Origin of the sequence: Labilibaculum sp. DW002, assembly GCF_029029525.1 — a bacterium.
Lineage (GTDB): Bacteria > Bacteroidota > Bacteroidia > Bacteroidales > Marinifilaceae > Paralabilibaculum > Paralabilibaculum antarcticum.
Genome location: NZ_JAKJSC010000002.1, coordinates 360,608 through 382,606, shown reverse-complemented (window position 1 = coordinate 382,606; position 21,999 = coordinate 360,608). Strand labels below are relative to the sequence as shown.

The 21,999-nt window shown below is 36.3% G+C and carries 13 protein-coding genes; 4 read left to right on the top strand and 9 right to left on the bottom strand.

Features of this window, described 5'->3' with window-relative positions; translation table 11 throughout:
- Nucleotides 1-9: 9 nt before the first annotated feature.
- Nucleotides 10-2,880 carry a PD-(D/E)XK nuclease family protein gene (locus tag L3049_RS13225; protein WP_275110288.1) on the bottom strand — a complete coding sequence of 957 codons (2,871 nt, stop codon included), beginning with the start codon at nt 2,878-2,880 and terminating at the stop codon, nt 10-12.
- 17 nt (nt 2,881-2,897) lie between these two features.
- Nucleotides 2,898-3,575, bottom strand: coding sequence for a YiiX/YebB-like N1pC/P60 family cysteine hydrolase (locus tag L3049_RS13220; RefSeq protein ID WP_275110287.1), 678 nt, complete (start codon nt 3,573-3,575; stop codon nt 2,898-2,900).
- Nucleotides 3,576-3,824: 249 nt separating this feature from the next.
- Between L3049_RS13220 and L3049_RS13215 the strand changes: the two genes are divergently transcribed.
- Complete coding sequence (locus L3049_RS13215; RefSeq protein WP_275110286.1) at nt 3,825-6,674, top strand: 2-oxoglutarate dehydrogenase E1 component; 2,850 nt, start codon at nt 3,825-3,827, stop codon at nt 6,672-6,674.
- A gap of 28 nt (nt 6,675-6,702) precedes the next feature.
- Nucleotides 6,703-7,941, top strand: a complete 1,239-nt coding sequence (gene odhB / locus L3049_RS13210) for a 2-oxoglutarate dehydrogenase complex dihydrolipoyllysine-residue succinyltransferase (protein WP_275110285.1) — start codon at nt 6,703-6,705, stop codon at nt 7,939-7,941.
- A 55-nt stretch (nt 7,942-7,996) separates the two neighbouring features.
- On the opposite strand, the gene L3049_RS13205 is transcribed toward odhB, so the two are convergent.
- The 3 genes from L3049_RS13205 to hutI all read right to left on the bottom strand — a co-directional run bounded on the left by L3049_RS13205 (nt 7,997) and on the right by hutI (nt 12,381).
- Nucleotides 7,997-8,935, bottom strand: coding sequence for a M23 family metallopeptidase (locus tag L3049_RS13205; RefSeq protein WP_275110284.1), 939 nt, complete (start codon nt 8,933-8,935; stop codon nt 7,997-7,999).
- A 254-nt stretch (nt 8,936-9,189) separates the two neighbouring features.
- Nucleotides 9,190-10,890 (bottom strand): glutamate formimidoyltransferase, encoded by a 1,701-nt coding sequence (gene ftcD, locus L3049_RS13200; protein ID WP_275110283.1) that lies wholly within the window; start codon nt 10,888-10,890, stop codon nt 9,190-9,192.
- Nucleotides 10,891-11,127: 237 nt separating this feature from the next.
- The gene (gene hutI / locus L3049_RS13195) at nt 11,128-12,381 is read right to left on the bottom strand and encodes an imidazolonepropionase (protein WP_275110282.1); all 1,254 of its coding nucleotides are present in this window, start codon (nt 12,379-12,381) and stop codon (nt 11,128-11,130) included.
- Nucleotides 12,382-12,685: 304 nt separating this feature from the next.
- Between hutI and L3049_RS13190 the strand changes: the two genes are divergently transcribed.
- Nucleotides 12,686-14,281: a YfcC family protein gene (locus L3049_RS13190; protein ID WP_275110281.1), complete on the top strand. Its 1,596-nt coding sequence runs from the start codon at nt 12,686-12,688 to the stop codon at nt 14,279-14,281.
- 98 nt (nt 14,282-14,379) lie between these two features.
- Here L3049_RS13190 and L3049_RS13185 read toward each other — a convergent pair whose 3' ends face one another.
- The 4 genes from L3049_RS13185 to L3049_RS13170 form a co-directional block, all read right to left on the bottom strand.
- On the bottom strand, nt 14,380-15,252 hold the full coding sequence (locus L3049_RS13185; protein WP_275110280.1) for a hypothetical protein: 873 nt from the start codon (nt 15,250-15,252) through the stop codon (nt 14,380-14,382).
- A gap of 14 nt (nt 15,253-15,266) precedes the next feature.
- Nucleotides 15,267-16,967, bottom strand: coding sequence for a SusD/RagB family nutrient-binding outer membrane lipoprotein (locus L3049_RS13180; protein ID WP_275110279.1), 1,701 nt, complete (start codon nt 16,965-16,967; stop codon nt 15,267-15,269).
- Nucleotides 16,968-16,979: 12 nt separating this feature from the next.
- Nucleotides 16,980-20,165: a SusC/RagA family TonB-linked outer membrane protein gene (locus L3049_RS13175; protein WP_275110278.1), complete on the bottom strand. Its 3,186-nt coding sequence runs from the start codon at nt 20,163-20,165 to the stop codon at nt 16,980-16,982.
- A gap of 650 nt (nt 20,166-20,815) precedes the next feature.
- A complete protein-coding gene (locus L3049_RS13170; RefSeq protein WP_275110277.1) occupies nt 20,816-20,986 on the bottom strand; it encodes a DUF362 domain-containing protein in 171 nt (56 codons plus the stop codon).
- 180 nt (nt 20,987-21,166) lie between these two features.
- Here L3049_RS13170 and zupT point away from each other — a divergent pair, with 180 nt between their 5' ends.
- A complete protein-coding gene (gene zupT, locus L3049_RS13165) occupies nt 21,167-21,985 on the top strand; it encodes a zinc transporter ZupT (protein ID WP_275110276.1) in 819 nt (272 codons plus the stop codon).
- Nucleotides 21,986-21,999: the final 14 nt, after the last annotated feature.

Sequence of the window (21,999 nt, the reverse complement as noted above, 5' to 3'; positions counted from 1 at the left end):
TTTACGGATTTATCGATGACAGATTTCTGAATAAACACAAGTTCGGCAAATATCTTTGTTTTCTACCTGAGAAAATGGAATTTCTGGATTAAAAATCTCCTCCAGAAGTACTTTTAAGCCATCTACAAACTCCTCTTTAAATACTTTATAATCCTCAACCTTAACAGCTTTCCCTCTACCCTCTTTTTGTGAGAGAATACAATCAAAACTATCGTTATAAAACTCTTTTAAGCTATAAATACCAGGTGATATTGGCAATCCCGGATTGAAATTTTCATCATAAAACAAACAATACAATAAAGTTTGAAAGGCTGCTTTATTATTATTCTTTCCTTCCTTTTCAAAAAGAGAAGCGATATCCTTAAAAATCAAATCAGCTTTTCCAGTTTTGTAATCCAAAATTCGAATGGTATCACCCAACTGATCTACTCTATCAATCAAGCCACTAATATTAACCATTCGATCCTGTTTCTCGCCAATAGGAACTTGTATTTTGTATTTTCCTTCCAAAGAAACAATTTTAAAGGGTGCGAACTTCTGATCCAAAACCAAGATTCGATCGATAAACTTTTTTAGGATATCAAAAATCAGAAGGTTCCTTCCATTAATCTCCATTGGTTGCTCCTTCTCCAATTTAAAATAGTTGAATCGAAAAGCATCCTTCAAAACATCATCTAGCAATCCTTTATTCTTTCGAATGGCTTCCAACTCTTCTTTCTGAATTGTTTTCCCATCAAAAGGCTTGTATAATTCCTCCAATGCTGAGTGAAACAAGTTTCCAAAAGTAGGAGGATCAATCTCTTCCAAAACTGCATCTGGCTCTTTTAAGCCTGCTAAATATTTAAAATAGAAACTTAAATTGCAATGCAAATAGGTATTTAATGCCGATGGTGAAAAGCTCTTATAACTCGTTCCACAATATTCATTTAAACGAGTTTGAATTCGCTCATTTTTAGCAACACTAATTGGTTTGGCTTCTTGTAATGAAATATCGTAAGACGGATGTTTTTCTTCTACCTTAAATACAGATTCGTACTTCAACTGATAAAGGAAACGGCTCATTTCTCCTGTTCGAATTCCATCACTTTGTGTGCTATACAAAAGTTTAATTTCCTCTGGTCGTTGAATCAAGCGATAAAAATAGTAGGCAAAGATAGCATCCTGATGATCGATGGTTGGCATACCAAACCCTTGACGCAGATGATAAGGTACAAATGAATTTGAGGTTCCTGTTTTAGGCAATTTCCCCTCGTTCATCGAAAGAACTATAATCTTTTTAAAATCGAGCAAACGTGTTTCAAGTATACCCATCACTTGTAATCCGGCTAAGGGTTCTCCTTCAAATGGAATGCTCAGAGATTGAATCATTTTATCCAACAAACGGTAAAAAGTATCAAGTTTGATCTCAATTTTATGCTGGCTCAACAAACCAGTTAATCTTTTTATAGCCAAAAATAGATGATAAATATATTCTCGTTCGATTTTATCTACCAATGATTTCTCCTCCTCATTGGTATCTAGTTTCTGATAAATTCCTTGTAATAATTCAAGCAAATAAATAGAAAATTGCTCTACACTATAAACCGGTGAAAACAACTTTTCTAAAACCGGATCACCCTTAATAATACTCTGCGGAACTTGAATTCGATTCGTTTTTAAAATATCCTGACTGATTTTATGAGCCAATTCTGGATTTACGGAATTCAAATATTGATGATTCAGTAGAGCCAATACTTGTTTGTGATGAAATAAAACATCACCAGCTTGCTTCTTTATGCTCTTTTGCAAATCGATAACCAAACGAAGTAAACTTGCTACCGGCGTATTTTTGGCCGGATATCCCATGGTTACATTCACATTTTCTGCACTTTGCGGAATGGAATGCAAAACAGGAAGAAGCAACTCCTCATCGGCCAATACAATTGCCGTTTCCTCTAGGGCATCATCCGAATTCTTGCAAAATTCATCGACAACAGAATGTGCATATTTTGCTTGTCCAACTTCCGACGACAAAGACACAAATTCTACACTTGTGTTATTATTCTTGATATTATCAAAAGTTATATTGGTTTTAGGAGATGGAAATCGTTTGGTATTCTCGCGCAAAAACAAACCAGCTTCATGATATGGATTTTTCAAATACGACTCATCGTAATCCCAATAGAAATCAGCTTTATCTTGCCTTTTTAATTCATCAAACAAATTCATTTCACATCGGTTTAATGCATTAAAACCAATAAAAATCACTCTGTCTTCTTTTATTTTTATCTCTCCAGCTTCTAGTTTATCCACCAAGTTTCGTGATGCCATACCTTCATAAGCCAATCCTTTACCTTCCAATTCTTTTCTGAAATCGGTATAAATTGGATACAGGTTTTCCCAAAGTTTCACGAATTCCTTCTGGTGCTCTGAATATTTCTCTGGTCGAAATGTACTCCAAAACGATTGTATGGCTTCAATTTGCTCCTCGGTTAAATAATCAAACAAATCATCAATTGCCTTTTCTTCTGCCAAATTTTGAAACAGGTGTTTCGCATTCACACGATACTTATCCAAATCATCGAAATCCCCTAAAAGCATTTCTCCCCAATGATAGAATTCATCGAAGCTCTCAGAAACCTCCATTTTTTGAATGTAAATTTTATACAGACGAAAAAGTAAACCCAAATTATCTTCTGTCTGAAGATTCGAATGTTCTTTAAAAAATTCATTAATGGTTAGAATTTTTGGCGCCCATATTGGCTGATCAATTAATTCATTCAGGTATTTTGAAAAGAATAGTCCAGCACGACGATTCGGAAACACCAACATACAGTTGGATAAATTGCTACCGTACTTTTCGTAAAGTTCTGCAGTTAATTGACGTAAAAATGAATTCATATATTGTATAAAATATTTTAGTATTTGTTTTCTGAATGGTAAGAATAAACCATTTCTATGTTTGGAGACAGCGACATACCATTTGGATTTAAACCTGGCATTCCTTCCGGGATTTCAACACCTAACTTCTTGTAATAGTCAATCCAGAAAGGCATGTATTCACCCGTCTGTGCATCCTTAAAAGACATCGGATTTAGCTTAAATACTTCTATGGAATCCTTATTACTCGCAAACATCTCATAAATCAGTTCAGAACAGTAGTAATTTGAATCCCCAATTACGTAAACATCATCGTACGCTTTGCCTATCAGCTCCTTCCCCTCCAATAAAGCGGAATCTATTAATGCTTTAAATTCAGGATTCAAGCGCCCAACCTCAACCTGTGGCTTTCCACTTTTATTGAGACTTCGTTTCAAAAAGGAACTCAATTTTGTATAACAAACTCCTTTTGATATTGCCTCTAAAACAAGCGTATCTCCATTTTTATTAAGATCTACAATTCCAACATGAGAAAAGCTCAGTTTATTCGCGCCTCCCGTTACTGTTTCTATCGCACTAGAAATGGAATCAGCATCTAAATCCTGAAAAAGAAGATCGCCCTTTTCTAAAGCAAATCGCGATTTTTTTTGTAAATTATCACAGGCTAAAAATTGGGTGATAATCACAAAGCCAATCAAAAGTCGAAGTAAAAACATTTGTAGTATTTTTCTTATTTATGGTATAAAAAACTAAAGTAATCCGAAGCGAGTTCATATAAAAGAATTGTGTCATCTTTTTTCAGCAATGTTAAATAAAAACAGCTCATAGAAATTCTCTATATGCCTATATGAAAAAAAAATGACCTTTTTATCTTTTATTCGTTTTTGATATCTTCATAAGAATGAAAATTTAATACATTTGTTTTAGTTACAACAATAACAAGACTAAGTACAAGGAACAACTATATGGATAAATTTAGCTTTTTGGGCAATAGTGAAATCGAATTCATAGACGAACTATACCAATCCTACAAAAATGATCCTGAATCTGTTGAAGAAAGTTGGAGACAATTTTTTCAAGGATTTGATTTTGCAAGCACCAAATTTCCAGTTAAGCAAGAATCAACAATCGATAAAATACCTGCATCTAATTCGATGAATAAAGAATTCAATGTGATGAATTTGATTCAGGCCTATCGTCAACGTGGACATCTTTTTACAAAAACCAATCCTGTTCGAACTCGCCGAAAATATTTCCCAACTCTCGATATTGAGAACTTCAACCTCTCAGATGCTGATTTGGAAACGGTATTTCATGCGGGCACAGAACTTGGAATTGGAGCATCAAAATTGAAAGACATTGTTGCTCATTTGCAAGAAACCTACTGTAAATCGATTGGAGCAGAATATGTTTTCGTTCGTCACCCTCAAATGTTGAGATGGTTACAAAATAAAATGGAGAGTTCTAAAAACACTCCAAATTTCACTGATGAACAGCGCAAACATATCTATTACCATTTAAAGTTAGCTGTTGGTTTCGAGAACTATATTCATAAAAAGTTTGTTGGACAAAAACGATTCTCTCTTGAAGGTACAGAAACACTAATTCCTGCTCTTGATGCCCTAATAGAAAAAGGTGCGCAATTAGGAGTTGAAGAATTTGTATTCGGTATGGCTCATCGCGGTCGTCTTAATGTATTAGCGAATATTCTTGAGAAACCATATGAAAATATATTCAAAGAGTTCGTTGGGGAAGAATTTGAAGATGACATTGCCCTTGGTGATGTTAAATACCATTTAGGATATGGAAGTACAGTTAAAACGGATGATGGAAATGAAGTAAAGCTTCACTTAACACCAAATCCATCGCACCTTGAAACCGTAGGTGCTGTTGTTGAAGGTATTTCCCGATCTAAAATTGACAACGATTACAAAGGCGATGAGAACAAACTAGTCCCTATCGTTATTCATGGCGATGCTGCAATTGCAGGTCAGGGAATTGTATACGAAACTGTTCAGATGGCTGAACTTCAAGCCTACAGAACTGGTGGAACCATTCACCTGGTTATCAACAATCAAATAGGTTTTACAACCAATTATCTTGATGCACGATCGAGTACTTATTGTACTGATGTTGCTAAAGTAACACGTTGTCCTGTCTTCCATATTAATGGTGACGATGTTGAGGCTTTAATCTATACAATTGGCTTGGCCATGGAGTATCGTCAGGAATTTAAAACTGATGTGTTCATCGATATTCTATCGTATAGAAAGTATGGACATAACGAAGGTGACGAACCTCGTTTTACACAGCCATTACTATACAGCCAAATTGCTAAGCACAAAAACCCAAGAGATCTTTATGGCGATTATCTTATTGAAAAAGGCATTTATTCAAAAGAAGACACGAAACAATTAAATGCTGATTACAACAAGCTTTTAGATAATGATTTTGAGCTCTCTAAATCATTCGACAAGGTAATTATTCAGCCATTTCTAGGAGATTATTATAATAATATTCGCTATTCGAACGATCAAGATTTTGAGCAATCACCAACTACAGGTGTTGCTAAAAAGAAATTGCTTGAATTGGCTGAAAACATAACCAATTTACCTGAAAACCTAAGCTTTTTCAAGAAGATTGGCAAGCTAATGGCTGATCGTAAGAAGATGGTTAGTGAAGATCGGTTAGACTGGGCTATGGGTGAACTTTTAGCTTATGCTAGTTTGCTTGATGAAGGGTATGGTGTTAGAATTAGTGGTCAGGATTCGGAACGTGGGACATTTTCTCACAGACATGCTGCATTAACGATTAGTGATTCAGCAAAAAAATATTTTCCACTTAAACATGTAAGCGAAAACCAAGCTCCTTGCCATATTTACAACTCACATTTGAGTGAATATGCTGTTCTTGGGTTCGAATATGGATACGCTTTAGCACATCCATCCGGCTTAACGATTTGGGAAGCTCAGTTTGGTGATTTCCACAATGTAGCACAAGCCGTTATCGATCAGTACATCAGTTCCGGTGAAGATAAATGGGGTGTTAAAAATGGACTCGTTCTATTCTTACCACATGGTTACGAAGGACAAGGTGCTGAGCATTCAAGTGCGAGAATGGAGCGTTTCTTAACGCTTTGTGCAAATAACAACATGCAAGTAATCAACCCTACGACTCCTGCAAACCATTACCATGCTCTGCGTCGTCAGGTTAAGCGAGATATTCGAATTCCATTAATTTGCTTTACACCTAAGAGTTTACTCAGACATGCAAGTTGTGTTTCGACCATGGACGAATTGGCCAATGGCAGATTCCAGGAAGTAATAGACGATAATGACGTTATTGCAGAAGAGGTAAGTCGTGTGGTTTTCTGTTCAGGAAAAGTTTATTACGATTTACTAGCTCAGAAAGAAGAACTATTTGCCCAAGATGTTGCACTGGTAAGGTTGGAACAATTGTATCCGTTCCCAAACAAGCAGATCAATCAGGTGTTGGAAAGATATCCAAACTCGATACTTCACCTTTGGGTACAAGAAGAACCTGAGAATATGGGACCATGGCAGTTCGTAAATTACAATATTGAAAATGTAGATTTAGCACCTATTGCTCGTATGGCTAGTGGTAGTACAGCTACCGGGCTTGCTAAAATTCACAATATTGGTCAAAACGAAATTATCCGTAAGGTTTTCAGAAGATGCGACTGTGACAGAGAACTCAAATATTGTGGCTTGCAATGTGTTGAAGGTGGATCTCATGAAGAAATTCTTCGACAGCACGAATATTTTGAACAAAAGAAGAGCAAGTTATTAATGTAGTAGTACAATCAAGAAAACAATCAATATAATGATCGACATAAAAATTCCCAGTCCGGGAGAATCCATATCAGAAGTTGAAATTGCCAATTGGTTTGTAGCCGAAGGTGATATTGTTGAAAAAGAACAAGAAATAGCTGAGATCGAATCTGACAAAGCAACACTTACACTTGTTGCTGACGAGGGAGGTAAAATATCTATTAAAGCAAATGAAGGTGACACTGTTGCTGTAGGATCGGTAGCTTGTACTATTGATACAAGTTTTGCTGGTGAAGCACCATCTACCAGTCCCAAAGCTGAGGCTAAAGAAGAAACGCCTAAAACTGAGACAAAAACCTCTGAAGCAGCTCCAATAAAATCTTCTGAAGAATTTAAGGATGTTAAGATTTCTCCTGTAGCCAAAAAACTAATGGAAGAGAATCAACTTTCTGTTGATGACGTTATTGCTGGTCTTCAGCGATTATCGAAGAAAGATATCGAGCAAGTTGTTAACAATAAAGAACAGGCTCCAGCAGCTATGGTGCAGCCAGAAGCTGTTGAACGCCATATCGACCGTAAGAAAATGAGTAATCTTCGTAAGAAGTTAAGTGCCCGTTTGGTTTCGGTTAAAAACGAAACAGCTATGCTTACAACCTTCAACGAGGTTGATATGTCAGCTGTTATGCAATTGAGAAAGAAATACCAGAAGCAATTTGTTGAGACTCATGATATCAAATTAGGATTCATGTCATTCTTTACCAAAGCTGTTAGTATTGCTCTTAAAGCTCATCCAGCAGTGAATTCTATGATGGATGGTGATGAGATTATCACACCAAACTATATGGATGTGGCCATGGCAGTACAAACACCAAAAGGTTTGATGGTTCCTGTTATTAGAGATACTCAAAACCTTAGCTTAGCAGAAATTGAAAGAGAGTTAATGCGTCTTGCCAATAAAGCGCGTTCCGGAAAAATCAGCTTAGACGAAATGACTGGTGGTACATTTACCATTACCAATGGTGGTGTGTTTGGATCACTATTAAGTACGCCAATCATCAATCCTCCTCAGTCTGGTATACTAGGGATGCACAATATTGTTGAGCGACCTATTGCTGTTAATGGTAAGGTTGAAATTCGCCCAATGATGTATATTGCTCTATCTTACGATCACCGGGTAATTGATGGTAAAGATTCGGTTGGATTCCTGGTGAAAATTAAGGAACTGATTGAAAACCCACACAAAATGCTATTCGACGGAAAAGATCCTGATAGCTTGTTATTAGGAATATAGAATTACAACATAGTCTATTAAGGCCAGATTCTCGATTGAGAATTTGGCTATTTTTTTACTTCAACTCTCCTTTAAGATATTTCTTCTTTTCCCTTCGTGAAAATTCCTGAGTAATAATTTCATCATTACATTCAGTCACATATTTATTTCTTGATAATAATGTAGCAGCAGCACCTTTATAATTAAATTTCGGGTTTACATAAGCCAAAGCATTTGCTTTTTTCACAACATCATTAAAATCATTTAAATTCTTCGTATTTAAATAATATATACAAAGATCTAATTTATAATTCACATCCTTTCCATTTCTACCAACGATACCAATTTCAGAATAAGGATATATCATTTGACCTTCTTCAACCTTAATACTTCCAGCTTTAAAACCAGAATATCTTGCCAACGTCCCATCCTTATGCTCTACGATCACTTCATTTTGACTTCTTTTGTAGTTGAAATTTTGAGTTGTATCTACATTAAATTCATCAACCACTTTAACTACTAATCCTTTTCGACAGGCAACAATTGATTCTGGATTTTCAACTACAAATCGATATGCCTTCCACGTTTCAGAAACTCCTTTCCCAAATGATCTATTCAAATTATTCAAAGAAATAGCTTCCAATTTCACATCATTTCTAAATGGAAGTAAATAAATAAAATCATCATTGATCTTTACATTAGGACTACCCAATTGATATATATAACTAAAAGAAAAACCTATACCTTGAGTAGCATCTCGAGGTTTCAAACTTATGGCCCTACCTGATAATCCACTAACCGTACTTTGGAAATTTGATTGAAATGAATTAGATAATTGTCTAAAAGTAAACTGAATACAATAAGTTCCATAACAATTTTTACGATAATTAAAATCAACGCTATTATCTGCATTTCGCTTAGTCTCAATCTCAATTAAATATTCTTGAGATTTTAATACAAAACTGTTTACACACAACACAAATAAAATTAACAAGATGATTTTTCTATTCTTCATATTATTTTTTTTAAGCGAATTAAATATACTCACAATAATCAAAAATACTGAACAGTACTAAATATTTATATTATTTCTAAGTAGCCTTTTTCACATCCAATAAACATCTCAAATCCTCTTCTTAACAGCAGTTTTGCATGATGTATATAATCAAATAAATAGAGATAGAACAAAAAAATACGCATATCATAAAATACAAACTAAAAAAAAGGGACACGCCGTAACGTATCCCTAAATATAATGATGTAGTGGTATTAGATCTTAGCGTTTACCATTTCTACAATTTCATTTTCAAGGGCTTGTGCTTTGTCAACAATTGCTTGTCCTTTTGCGATGATGTCTGCAGCCCAAGCTTTATCAGTAAGGTCAGCAGCGTTAATCTTCACATTCATGAAAGCACCAATAACACCTGAACGAGCAGCTAATGCACCTACACCAGCATCGGTTACTGAGTTAGGGTTTCCGATCTCAGCCATTGCTTTAGCAACATCCATAGATCCAAGGCAAAGCTCCATTGTTTGGAAAGGAACCATAGTCGCAAATTTAGTTGCGTCTTCCATAGCCTCAGCACGAGCAGCTTTCTCCTCCTCAGTTTTCTTAGGCAAACGGATGGCATCCATAATTTTGTTGAAAGCATTGGTATCTTCGTCTACTAACCAGTTTAGTTTCGTATGATACTCTTTTCCTTTCTCAGCCCAATCAGAAAACTCTTCCCAACGCTCGTCCCATCCTGGCTTGTGAGCCGAAAGGTTAGCAACCATTGAACCAAGAGCAGCACCCATTGCCCCCATATAAGCAGAGATAGATCCTCCACCTGGAGCCATAGATTCTGAAGCTGTTTCTTCAACAAAAGCAGTTAAGCTCATGTCAACTAATTTCTTCGTTCCTTTTTTAGCTTCGTTCTCAAGAATATACTCAATGATTTTCTTGTCAGCATCGAATGGGTAAAGCTCGTCTAGTCCTAGAGATTTAACGGCGATCTTGATAATCTCACGATCGGCAATACCTGTTGAACGACCTTGCATACGTAGGTAGTGTTTACCTGCATCTAACATCGCCTGCAATGGCACAACACCTACTAATTCAGAACCTGTAACGCGGATACCACGAGCTTGAGCTTTAGCACAAACTTCATCAAACGCTTGGTGAATAGACGTGATAGAGATATCAGTCATATTCATAGAAATTTGAGCTACGCCAAACTCCTCGATAAACCAACCAATGGCCTTAGTCGCTTTCAATGTTCCCGGAGTCATTACTGGATTTCCGTTCTCATCTTTTACAATTTTACCTGTAGCTGCATTACCTTCACGCTTTGTACGACCTCTCTCGCGAACATCGAATGCAATTGCATTGGCACGACGAGTTGAAGTTGTATTCAAGTTAAAGTTATAAGCTACAAGGAAGTTACGTGCACTTACTGCAGTAACACCCGATTTAGCAACAGCTTCAGTAAACTCAGCTGGTCCAAAATCTGGCTTCCAACGCTCAGTTCCAATACGATCTTTTACTGCTTCGTACTCACCTGCACGACAAACAGCTAAGTTCTTACGTTCTTCGATACGTGCTGCATTCTCGTAACAGTAAACTGGTACACCAACTTCCTCACCAATACGCTGAGCTAGTTTGTGTGCATAAGCTACAGTTTCTTCCATTGTGATGTTCGCAACAGGAACCAATGGACAAACGTCAGTTGCACCAAAACGTGGGTGAGCACCGGAATGCTTACTCATATCGATTAACTCAGCCGCTTTTCTAACAGCTTTTACAGCTGCTTCCAAAACCTCATCAGGCGTACCAACCATAGTTACTACAGTACGATTCGTTGCTTTACCTGGATCAACATCAACAAGGCTTACACCTTCTACAGATTCAATTTCGTTAGTAATCTGCTTAATGATATTCATATCGTTCCCTTCAGAGAAATTAGGAACACATTCGATTAATTGTTTCATCTTATATTGTATTTAAATATTCTATAATTTGTTTTATAAAGCTTGACGCTGATTGTAAATGATTATAATATGATTTCTCTCAATTGTACTTCTTTCAAAATCAACGATTTTTCCCTTTTAAGGGAAAGTGCCGACAGGCGAAAGGGTGCTTTTAGTTTTGTACGAACACCCCTCTGTCCTTCGGACATCTCCCCTGAAAAGGGGAGAATAATTAATAATTTATAATTATCAATTACATTAAAGGACTTGTCCATTAAGGATAACTGTATCGACCAAGTTACTACCATATGCATACGGCATAAACTCGATTGATGGAATTTCTTTTGTGATAAACACGTTAGCAATTTTACCACGAGCGATACTTCCTACTTCATCTTCAACACCCATAGCATAAGCCGAATTAATTGTTGTAGCGTTAATCGCTTCTTGTGGTAGCATTTTGTAATTGATACAAGCCAAAGACAAAATAAACTTCATGTTACCTGATGGTGATGATCCCGGGTTAAAATCAGAAGCTAAAGCAACTGGTAAACCTGCATCCATCATTTTACGTACAGGAGAACAAACCATGTTAAGGAAGAAAGCTGCTCCTGGCAATACCGTTGGCATCGTTTCCGACCCTTTCAATGATTCAATTTCAGCATCACCAACAAACTCAAGGTGATCAACTGATAATGCATTGTATTTTACACCTACTTGAATACCTCCTGAGTAATCCAATTCATTGGCATGAATCTTTGGACGCATACCATGTTTCATCCCTGCATTCAAAATACGATCAGTCTCTTCAACTGTGAAGAATCCTTTATCGCAGAATACATCAATATAGTCAGCTAAATCTTCTGCAGCTACTAAAGGAATCATTTCATTGATTACCATGTCAACATATTCGCCTTGACGACCTCTATAATCAGCAGGCACAGCATGAGCTCCCAGGAAGCTAGACTTGATTTTAAGTGGCGTTGTTTCTTTCAATCGTTTGATCACACGAAGCATTTTCAATTCATCTTCAACAGTTAAACCGTATCCCGACTTAATCTCTACAGCTCCTGTTCCTAAACTGATAATCTCATGAATACGTTCCATTGCCGATTCATAAAGCTCATCTTCGGTAGCATCGTGCATACGCTTAGCAGAATTCAGAATTCCTCCTCCTCGTTCAGCAATTTCCTCATATGATAAACCTTTAATCTTATCAGTATACTCAATTTCGCGAGAACCAGCGTAAACCAAATGAGTATGCGAGTCGCAGAATGATGGAAAAACCATACGGCCTGTTGCATCAATCTCCTGCATCATATCAACACCTTCCATCTCATCGAAATTTGGAATATCTTCCATTTTACCAAAATCCGATATTTTTTCATCCTCTATCAACAAATAAGCATTGTCGATACATTTTAAATTTGCCATGTCAGTTCCTGCCACCCACTTACGCGAATTTTCATCTACCTGAACCAAGGTCTTTATATTACTTATTAGCAACTTCATACTACATTCTTTTAATAACTAGTACTTATCAATTCATTCATCAACGTAATCAATTGATAATTTTAAATTTAACTACTTTGCGAAAGTAGAAAAAATGAAACAATATTACACGACGAAGACAACGAAAAATCATCAAATCGCAAACCTTTTCGATAACATACAAAAGTTAAATTTATTCTATCAGTAATATTGACCTTTTTCTGTGGAATGTTATTATTTTTACCCCCGAAAATTTAAGAGTCGACTAATCGAATAGATAACTCGATTCATTCACAATTGATACTAATACCTCAAATTAAAAAATATGTTTAAGAAAGTACCTCACACTTACGTTATTGTATTTGCAATAGTCGTTTTATCAGCCATTTTAACTTGGATTATCCCAGGTGGAGAATACGACAGAACTGTTGTAAATGTTAACGGCACCGACCGTTCTGTTATTGTTCAAGATTCCTATCACCAGGTTGATAATAGTGGGCAAAGCTGGGAAGTTTTTGCTTCATTTTTCAAAGGCTTTGTAGATAAAGCTGATATCATCATGTTTATTCTCATTATTGGTGGTGCTTTTTGGATTATGAATGCCAGTAAATCGATTGATGTGGGGATATATTCCTTTCTCGAATTCACAAAAAAACTGGAGAAAAACAAACTCATACGGAAAATTGGTGTCAACAATATCATTCTAACTCTCATCATGCTCATATTCTCGATCTTTGGGGCCACCTTCGGAATGAGTGAAGAGACCATAGCCTTTGTTATTATTTTTGTGCCAATGGCTATTAAGATGGGATACGATTCGATTGTAGGTGTTGCAATCTGTTTTGTAGCTGCAGGCCTTGGTTTCGCTGGAGCATTGCTGAATCCATTTACAATTGGTATTGCACAAGGTTTATCGAACTTGCCTTTATTCTCAGGAATTGAGTATCGCCTATTTTGCTGGTTTGTAATCAATATTATCGGAATCGCTTTTATCCTTAGGTATGCAGCTAAGGTTCGTAAGAATCCTGAAAGCTCATTGGTTTACACCGATGATAGTTACTGGAGAAAACACCATGCTTCGGATATTGAGAACATCGAATATTATACACCTGCTTCTGCTTGGGTAACCTATATTATCATCTTAGTTTCCATGATTGGATTTTCATACTACTATCCTGTGAGTACACTTAAAATCGGAAACTCCGAAACCACATTTATGGTATTGCCAATAATTACAGGCTTGTTTGCCTTATTCGGATTTATGTCTTTGCGTAAATCAGTTCACTTCTTTATTCTCAACCTTCTTTTGTTCACCATCATTTATCTAATTGTTGGTGTAATGGGCTATGGCTGGTATATCATGGAGATTTCTACTTTATTCTTTGCAATGGGTATTTTCTCTGGTATTGCATTCAGCAATACCGCAAATGAAATCACCAAATTGTTCCTTGCAGGGGTAAACGATATCATGTCTGCGGCTCTTATTGTTGGTTTAGCTGGTGGTATTCTAATTGTACTTGAAGAAGGACAAATTATTGACTCTATCCTATATTATATTTCACAATCGATGAACGATTTTGGTAAGATTGCTTCGGTTGGTATGATGTATGTGATTCAAAACTTTATCAACGTGATTATCCCTTCAGGATCTGCTAAAGCTGCTTTGACCATGCCGATGATGTCTCAGTTCTCTGATTTGATTGGCGTATCACGTCAGGCAACTGTAATGGCTTTCCAATTTGGTGATGGTTTCACAAATATGATAACACCAACCTCTGGTGTTTTAATCGGTGTACTTGGTGTTGCCAAAATCCCTTACGACAAATGGGTTAAATGGCTTGGGAAGTTTATGGTGGTGCTTATTATATTAGGCTTCCTACTTCTTATTCCAACAGTAACTATGGAGTTGAATGGGTTTTAATATAAAACTATTAAAGATAAAAGGGGAATATGAGTAAACATATTCCCCTTTACCTAAATTACCATTAGAATTAAATCTCACTTAATTCATAACTACCACTAAAGTTTAGTAAGAGTCATTTGATATGCACCTGGGCCTCCACCACAAGCACCTTTATTATTATCTAGAAAATCTAATACTATAACACTATCATCTGTTAGGTCAAAACTAGCAACATTATCAGGGTCAGGACCAAACTCCCAGTCAGGTCCACCAGCACATGCAAGTCCTGATGAAGTTTGTAGTATTATAACTTGATCACATATCAAACTAAATTTAAATGGAATTCCATCAAAACCGAAGAATGATCCTTCAAATGATCTTTCAGTTGGTCCATCCTCAACAACCGTTACAGTTTGATCACCCCAGCTTCCTGCAGGGTCAGTTAGTGTATACTGTCCTGTAAATGGTGCCTGTAATCCACAAGCAACTGTGTAATTCAATATTGCCGTGAACAATGGAGAAGTAATTACGTCATCACTGTAATTAGGTCCATCTTCCTTATAACCTGGAATAACAGTACCATCAGTTAATGTAAGTTCTGCAAAAAAGCTAAAAATATCTCCAGCAGTTAAATCAGTTGCATCTGTCAACTGTGGAAATAAGTCTACAATCTCATTAACCGTTAATGAAACATTCTGAGGATATGTACTTGCATCCGCAATAAGTGTTGCAAAGAATCTATCTCCAGCAACAGAATTGTATACAACCTTTACAGTTGCAGATGCAACTGAACCTTGTTCTATGGTTAATGCAAAACCTACCTCTCCTGAAGCAGGATCGGCCTTATCGATAAAACCATCTTTTGTATCATCAATGGTGAAGTTTGGAACTGCAGAACTTTTTGCTAAATCAATCTGATCTAAATCTGAAGTAGAACAAGAAAGAAACAGTCCAATCAAAAAAATTGATATTATATATATTTTATTCATAATTTTAATGTTTATTAATTATCCCAAAAAATTGAATAAGTCGCTTGTTGTTTCTGATCAGGCGCATTTGAGTTTGTATTGATCTCACTTGCAGGCCAATAAATAGAAAGAGGATAATCTCGCCCCAAAGTTGTTTCGGAATCAAGTAATGGATCACCTAGTGCACCATCAGAGTTTTGTCCTGCATTAATTTGGTATTCATTTGTACCATTAGGATTAGCCAAAACAGGGTATCCTGTTCTTCTGATATCATTGTACTGATCTGCAAATTTCCCAAAACTGGCAATCCACTTCTGAGTCATTATGATTTCCATTCTTTGATCCGCTGTTGCAGCATCAAATAAAGTAATAACATTATCAATGTAAGCTGTTACCTCTGTAGTACCAGATAATACAGGAATAGTCTGAGTTGATTGATTGTTTTCAGCTATATCATCTACTTTGGCAAAAGCTGCTGTTATAGCTTCTCGTAGTTTAGCACTAGCATCACCTGTAACAACGCCTGCTTGTATCAATTCGGCTTCAATAAATAAGCGTTCGTAATAATTTATATATTGGAAAGGAGCAACTCCTGTACCATCACTAGAACCTAAGTCTCCGTCTGGGCTTCCCTCTCCGTCATCATATCGTCCACCGCAAATATACATACCTACCATTGTTCCTGATCCTCTTTGTCCGCTATCACGACCATCTCCAATAGAACCAAATCGTATTGAAACAAAATCGGTATTAGGATCGTGATAATCAATCGGATTCTGAGCTAATTCTCCTCCAGTCAATTGATTAAACCAATAATAAGGTATCCGAGGATCTTCAACACTGGTAAAATAAGGAGTTGGATTCACACCCATCATAATCTCGTAGAGCCAAGGACTTATATACTGAGTTATCTGGCCACCTCCATATTCTGCAGCAAACAAAGGATGTCTTTCGTCTACTGGAGCTAGTGCAGATGAGTATTTAAACTCAAAATCTTCGCCTAAGCTACTTATTAGATTTCCTTCTGAGATAAGCGAATTCACAGCAGTCGCATCAAACAATGCAGGATAAAGGCGAACATTGTTGTACATTTTTAATTTTAGTGTATTAGCTGCTTTTATCCACAAATCAACATCTCCTCCATAGATCAAATCATCATCTCCAGGAGTTTGCAAATTCTCGGCTGTTTCATCGTTCAAATTTGCAATAGCTTCATCCAACAGCGCAAATAAGGATGTGTAAATTTCAATCTGATCATCAAAAGTGGGAGCTATTATAGATTCACCTAATTTATTAGCTTCTAAATAAGGCATATCTCCCCATATGTCAACAGCCTTGGTGAAAGCATCTACTTGAATAATTTTTCCTATCCCAGCATAGATCATGTTTCCTTGATCTGTAGCAGTACTTATTAAGCTGTTCAAATTGGTATTGGTTAGGTATAAATTCGACCAAGAATTTGAAATAAAATTACTTCCAGTCGATAAACCATATTGATCTGATTCTTCCCTAACCACTATTTGGTGCGTAAAAACTCCAAGGAAATTAGCCATCCAAAAATCTCCTGAGTTATAGGTATCCGCAGCATCTTTCTGAATTTTAGAAGTCAGCTGATTCAAAGGTGCAACTGTAGGATTATTAGGATCTGTATTAACATCAAGGTATTCATTACAACCAGTCACTCCTAATAACGCCCCACAAATACATAGTATAATTATATTTTTATTTATTTTCATATTTTCCTGATTTTAGAAAGAGAACTTCACGTTAAACATATATCTTCTTGGATTTGGCGCAGCAGTTTGCTCAATTCCCTGTACATTAGAAGCTCCAAAACTTGATACTTCCGGATCAAAATTGGTGTATTTAGGAATATTAGGAGCATGAAACCACAGATTATTACCCGTAAATCCTACAGATGCTCTAGTTATAAATGTCTTTTCCAACCACTTACTAGGAAGAGTGTAGTTTAAACTTAGTTCACGTAACCTGTAAGTTGTTCCATCATAAATTTTCATTTCATCAGAAGAATTAATAGCAAAAGACTCACCAAAGAACAAATTGTTCATATTTACACCTGTAGTGTTTGGGATCGCATTTCCACTTCCATCCACGATTGGTTGGCCTGTATTAGGATCTCCATATACTCCAGGAATAATATAATTTCCATTTTCTCTATCTTCAGTATCTCTTGTTACCCCACGGCCTAATAAAGAAGCTATGGTGTTAGAGAATACGTCTCCTCCCTCTCTCCAATCAAAGAATACACGTAAGGACAATCCTTTGTATTTAAATGTGTTTGTTATACCAAGTCTGAAGTCAATATTAGGATCTCCTATCACTTTTTCCTCATTATCTCTAATTAATTGTCCCGTGGTCCTGTCGATTAGTAAGTTGCCATTATCGTCTCTGTAATTTGAACTTCCTACAAAAACACCTAGCGGTTCTCCTTTTTTCACAAAAGCAACCTCATTAACATTAATGGCATATTGGTCAATACCTTCGATAATCTTTGTTACTTCATTTTTGTTTGTAGTAAATGAAGAAAAGATTTCCCAAGAAAAACCATTATTCATTCTTATAGGAGTTAATCCAAGACCTATTTCAACACCGTTATTTGTCATTTCTCCGATATTGGTAAAATATGTCTGAAATCCTGTAGATCTTGGAACAGTTAAAGGCACCAATATATCTGTTGTCGTTCGGTCATAATAGGTAGCATCTAAAGTAATGCGACCTTCCAGAAACCTAAATTCACCACCTATTTCAAATTCTGTTGTAAATTCAGGAGACAAGACTGGGTTACTTAAACTAATAGAGTTTCTTATAAGATTAACTCCAAATGCAGAAGGATCAGTTATAAATACAGCATTGTTGTCATATGCACCTAATGCACCAACTCCACCTACTTTTGACCAACCCAAACGCAATTTACCAAAATCGATAGGTGTATCACTCAAATCAAATTGGTTTGTAAATACATATGCAAGTGTAGCTCCCGGATAGAAGAAATTAGTTGTTTCTTTTCCCACGCCTCCTTTAGGAAGATAAAGCGCAGAATTCCAGTCATTTCTACCATTTAAAGTTAAGTATAGGTAATCCCTATATCCAAGAGTAGCTTGTGCAAATACACCCATGATCCTATCTCGTGTTGTATAGTCATCAATTACGGACTGACTTTTGGTGTTTCTCAAATTATAAATTCCAGGATTGATAATTTCTGTTCCTGTTATTCTATACACACTGACATCATTCTGACTTAGGTTGAATCCTGCTGTTGCCTGAATATTAAAGTCTTCGTTTAAGTCTTTATTCAGAGATAAAGTAAATGTAGACTCCATTCTTTCCGTAACATAAGTATTTTCTCTAATTTCTCCCAGACCTTCTGCACCGCGTGATCCAATATCCGTAACTGTTTGTTGCTCCTGAAGACTCTTGTTATAACCAGCATTTATACCTGCAGTTAACCAAGGAAAAATCTCATATGAGGTATTCATACCTAGCACTGTACGATCAATAGTCTGATTATTCGTATTGTGCTTCCATGACCATAGTGGGTGGTCATAACCACCATTAGGAATAACAGGTTCACCATTAGCATTTTCGTAAGGCCATTCTGTCCAGTTCCAGTGACGCGCTGGCCAAAGTGCACGTGCAAACGAAGAGGCTCCTCCGCTTATTTGGTTATTACCAAACAATGGACCATCTTGATCAACATGAGAGAAACTCATATTTCCTCCAACAGTCAATTTTTCTGATAACTTAGCTGTTCCTCCCAGAGCAAATGATTTTCTATCAAACCCACTGTGTGGAATATAACCTTTTTGGTCTACTTCGGACATTGTAAGATTAAATGTTGAGGTTTCTCCTCCGTGAGTAATATTAATAGAGTTTTCACGAATAATACCAGTATCAAATAAATCTTTAACATTATTTGGACGAGGAACATAGGCAATATTATCTCCAAACTGATCAGGAAAATTTGTTGTTAAATTCCCAGGCGTTGGGATAGAATCTCTCGTATTAAAGGCAGCTCCCCACGAACCATTGAAATTAGCGTATTCGAAATTAGTTCCAGCTCCATACTTGTTCTGATAATCAGGAAGATTACTTTTAATCTCTTCAAATCCATAAGAAGAAGTAATATTAATACCAAATCCTTTCTTTACACCTCCAATTTTTGAGGCACCAGATTTTGTAGTGATTAATACTACTCCATTTGCAGCACGTGATCCATAAAGAGCCGATGCTGCACCACCTTTAAGTACCTGAATATTTTTGATATCGTTAGGATCTACAGATGAAATACCCGAAGCAAATTGACCTCCAACGATACTTGCATCACTATCAGTAGTTGCAATATTGTCATTAGAGTAAGGAACCCCATCAATCACAAACAAAGGCTGATTATCTCCTGTGAATGAGGTAGCACCTCTAATGTTAATTTTACTTGCTGCTCCTGGTGCTCCTGTAGCTGATCCAATGGTCACCCCAGGGATTTTCCCAGTCATAGAACGAAGTATATCTGGTTCTGCATTGTCAAGCAGCTCTTCTTCGTCTACCAGTGCCACCGAGTATCCAACTGATTCTGCTACTCGCTCAATACCAAATGCTGTTACAACAACCTCCTCCATACCGATAGATTGCGTTTCCATCACAACATCTATAACCGCTTGATTTCCAACCGGTATTTCCTGAGGAACCATCCCAACAAAACTAAAAAGAAGGATATCTGTTGATTGAGCATCCAACGAGTATTTTCCATCAATATCCGTACTCGTACCTTGCGTCGTATTTTTTATTGAGACAGAAACGCCTGGCATTCCTAGGCCATCATCGGCACTAGTAACTGTACCGGTTATTTGCTTTGTTTGTGCATTAACTATTTGAAAAGTTAAGATGAAAACACAAACTACTAAAATCATTTTTTTCATAAAATAAATTTTAAGTTAGAAATTCAATTGTGTTCATAACTGATCCCGACTAAATAGCATCCTTCCTTTTACAAGGACAGATCTATCCATTGAATCAATTCTCAAATAACGATTTCAGACATGGTCATTATTGAAGCTAGAATTATCTAACCTCAACAAATTATTGTCAAAAATCACATATTGGTGAAAAGCAAAATCACCCTGAAAACAGGGGTCGGTTCTCTTTAATTTGGAAAACTGAGAATACAAAACTCGCAAACTAGTGCATTATCAAAAATGCGGGCACTTCATTAAAACAAATTTTATTTCTCAAGAGGAATAGCCGGCTGGCTAAGGGGGCAAAATATTCTGCTTATTTTAAAAGGTCAGAATCCTTATGAAGAAAATAGGCTTAGACAAATACTTTCATGATTTAAGATTTTAGGTTAGTATAGCTATTTCAATACGAAAATTTATATTCTATAAATAAGTTACCTATTCAAGAATTAAATTCACCTCTATTTACTTTATAGAAACCAGTAAACTATCACTGTTGCAAATGATTACAATAGTATTTACCTATTCAAGTTAAGACTTTTTTCCCTAATAGTCCAAACAAAAAAAATGGAATCTTAAAAAAGATTCCATTTTACATTGTAATTGAAAAGCATTTAATCTCCTTCCGATATCGCTTCTACCGGACAAACTTCAGCACAAGCAGCACAATCAATACATGTATCCGGATCAATTACATAAATATCACCTTCCGAAATTGCATCTACGGGGCATTCATTAATACAAGAACCGCAAGCAGTGCAATCATCTGAAATAACATAAGCCATAATTCTCTTGTTTTAAATTTAACTAACACACTTAATTCAATATAATTAGAATAAATTTACGACTTGCCATTTCGCAAAACAAGATGTTAACATCTTTATATCTTATTTAGAATTATTCCAAACAAATTATTATATTTACCCCAGATTACATCCACACAAACAAAAAATAACAATCTATATATGGAATTTGAATTTAATACAGTTGCAATTGCTTTTGGGATGACCTTATTTGCGGGTCTTGCTACCGGAATTGGTAGCGCAATCGCTTTTTTTGCAAAACGAACAAATACAAAATTTCTAGCCTTGTCTTTAGGATTCTCAGCAGGTGTAATGATTTATGTATCCTTAGTTGAAATATTCCCAAAGGCAAATTCTGCATTAGTTGAGCAACATGGTACGGTTGCTGGATCGTGGTATACCGTTTTGTCTTTCTTCGGAGGGATCTTATTAATCGCCATAATCGATAAGATGATTCCTTCTTTCGAGAACCCTCATGAAGTGAAAAAAATTGAAGATCTTGATGATAAAAAACCTGTAGACAAAAAATTGATGAGAATGGGCATGTTCTCTGCCCTTGCAATTGCCATTCACAATTTCCCTGAAGGTTTAGCAACATTTGCTGCAGCTTTAGCTGATCCTACAATCGCTATTCCAATTGCTGTTGCAATCGCAATACACAATGTTCCTGAAGGAATCGCAGTTTCTGTTCCAATTTACTACGCAACAGGTAGTCGAAAGAAAGCATTTTTATATTCTTTTCTTTCTGGATTAGCTGAGCCTGTTGGTGCCTTAATTGGTTTTGTATTAATCTACTCTTTTCTTGGCTTAAACAATACTGTTTTTGGAGTCTTATTTGGAGGTGTAGCAGGAATTATGGTTTTCATCTCACTAGATGAACTTTTACCAACTGCCGAAGAATATGGTGAACATCACATTGCCATTTACGGATTAATTGCTGGCATGGCAGTTATGGCAGTAAGCTTACTCTTATTCCTATAAATTACAAAAAGGCT

Coding starts and splice junctions, on each gene's coding strand:
- L3049_RS13225 (WP_275110288.1), bottom strand. CDS start 2,880: ATGAATTCATTTTTACGTCAATTAACTGCAGAACTTTACGAAAAGTAC.
- L3049_RS13220 (WP_275110287.1), bottom strand. CDS start 3,575: ATGTTTTTACTTCGACTTTTGATTGGCTTTGTGATTATCACCCAATTT.
- L3049_RS13215 (WP_275110286.1), top strand. CDS start 3,825: ATGGATAAATTTAGCTTTTTGGGCAATAGTGAAATCGAATTCATAGAC.
- odhB (WP_275110285.1), top strand. CDS start 6,703: ATGATCGACATAAAAATTCCCAGTCCGGGAGAATCCATATCAGAAGTT.
- L3049_RS13205 (WP_275110284.1), bottom strand. CDS start 8,935: ATGAAGAATAGAAAAATCATCTTGTTAATTTTATTTGTGTTGTGTGTA.
- ftcD (WP_275110283.1), bottom strand. CDS start 10,890: ATGAAACAATTAATCGAATGTGTTCCTAATTTCTCTGAAGGGAACGAT.
- hutI (WP_275110282.1), bottom strand. CDS start 12,381: ATGAAGTTGCTAATAAGTAATATAAAGACCTTGGTTCAGGTAGATGAA.
- L3049_RS13190 (WP_275110281.1), top strand. CDS start 12,686: ATGTTTAAGAAAGTACCTCACACTTACGTTATTGTATTTGCAATAGTC.
- L3049_RS13185 (WP_275110280.1), bottom strand. CDS start 15,252: ATGAATAAAATATATATAATATCAATTTTTTTGATTGGACTGTTTCTT.
- L3049_RS13180 (WP_275110279.1), bottom strand. CDS start 16,967: ATGAAAATAAATAAAAATATAATTATACTATGTATTTGTGGGGCGTTA.
- L3049_RS13175 (WP_275110278.1), bottom strand. CDS start 20,165: ATGAAAAAAATGATTTTAGTAGTTTGTGTTTTCATCTTAACTTTTCAA.
- L3049_RS13170 (WP_275110277.1), bottom strand. CDS start 20,986: ATGGCTTATGTTATTTCAGATGATTGCACTGCTTGCGGTTCTTGTATT.
- zupT (WP_275110276.1), top strand. CDS start 21,167: ATGGAATTTGAATTTAATACAGTTGCAATTGCTTTTGGGATGACCTTA.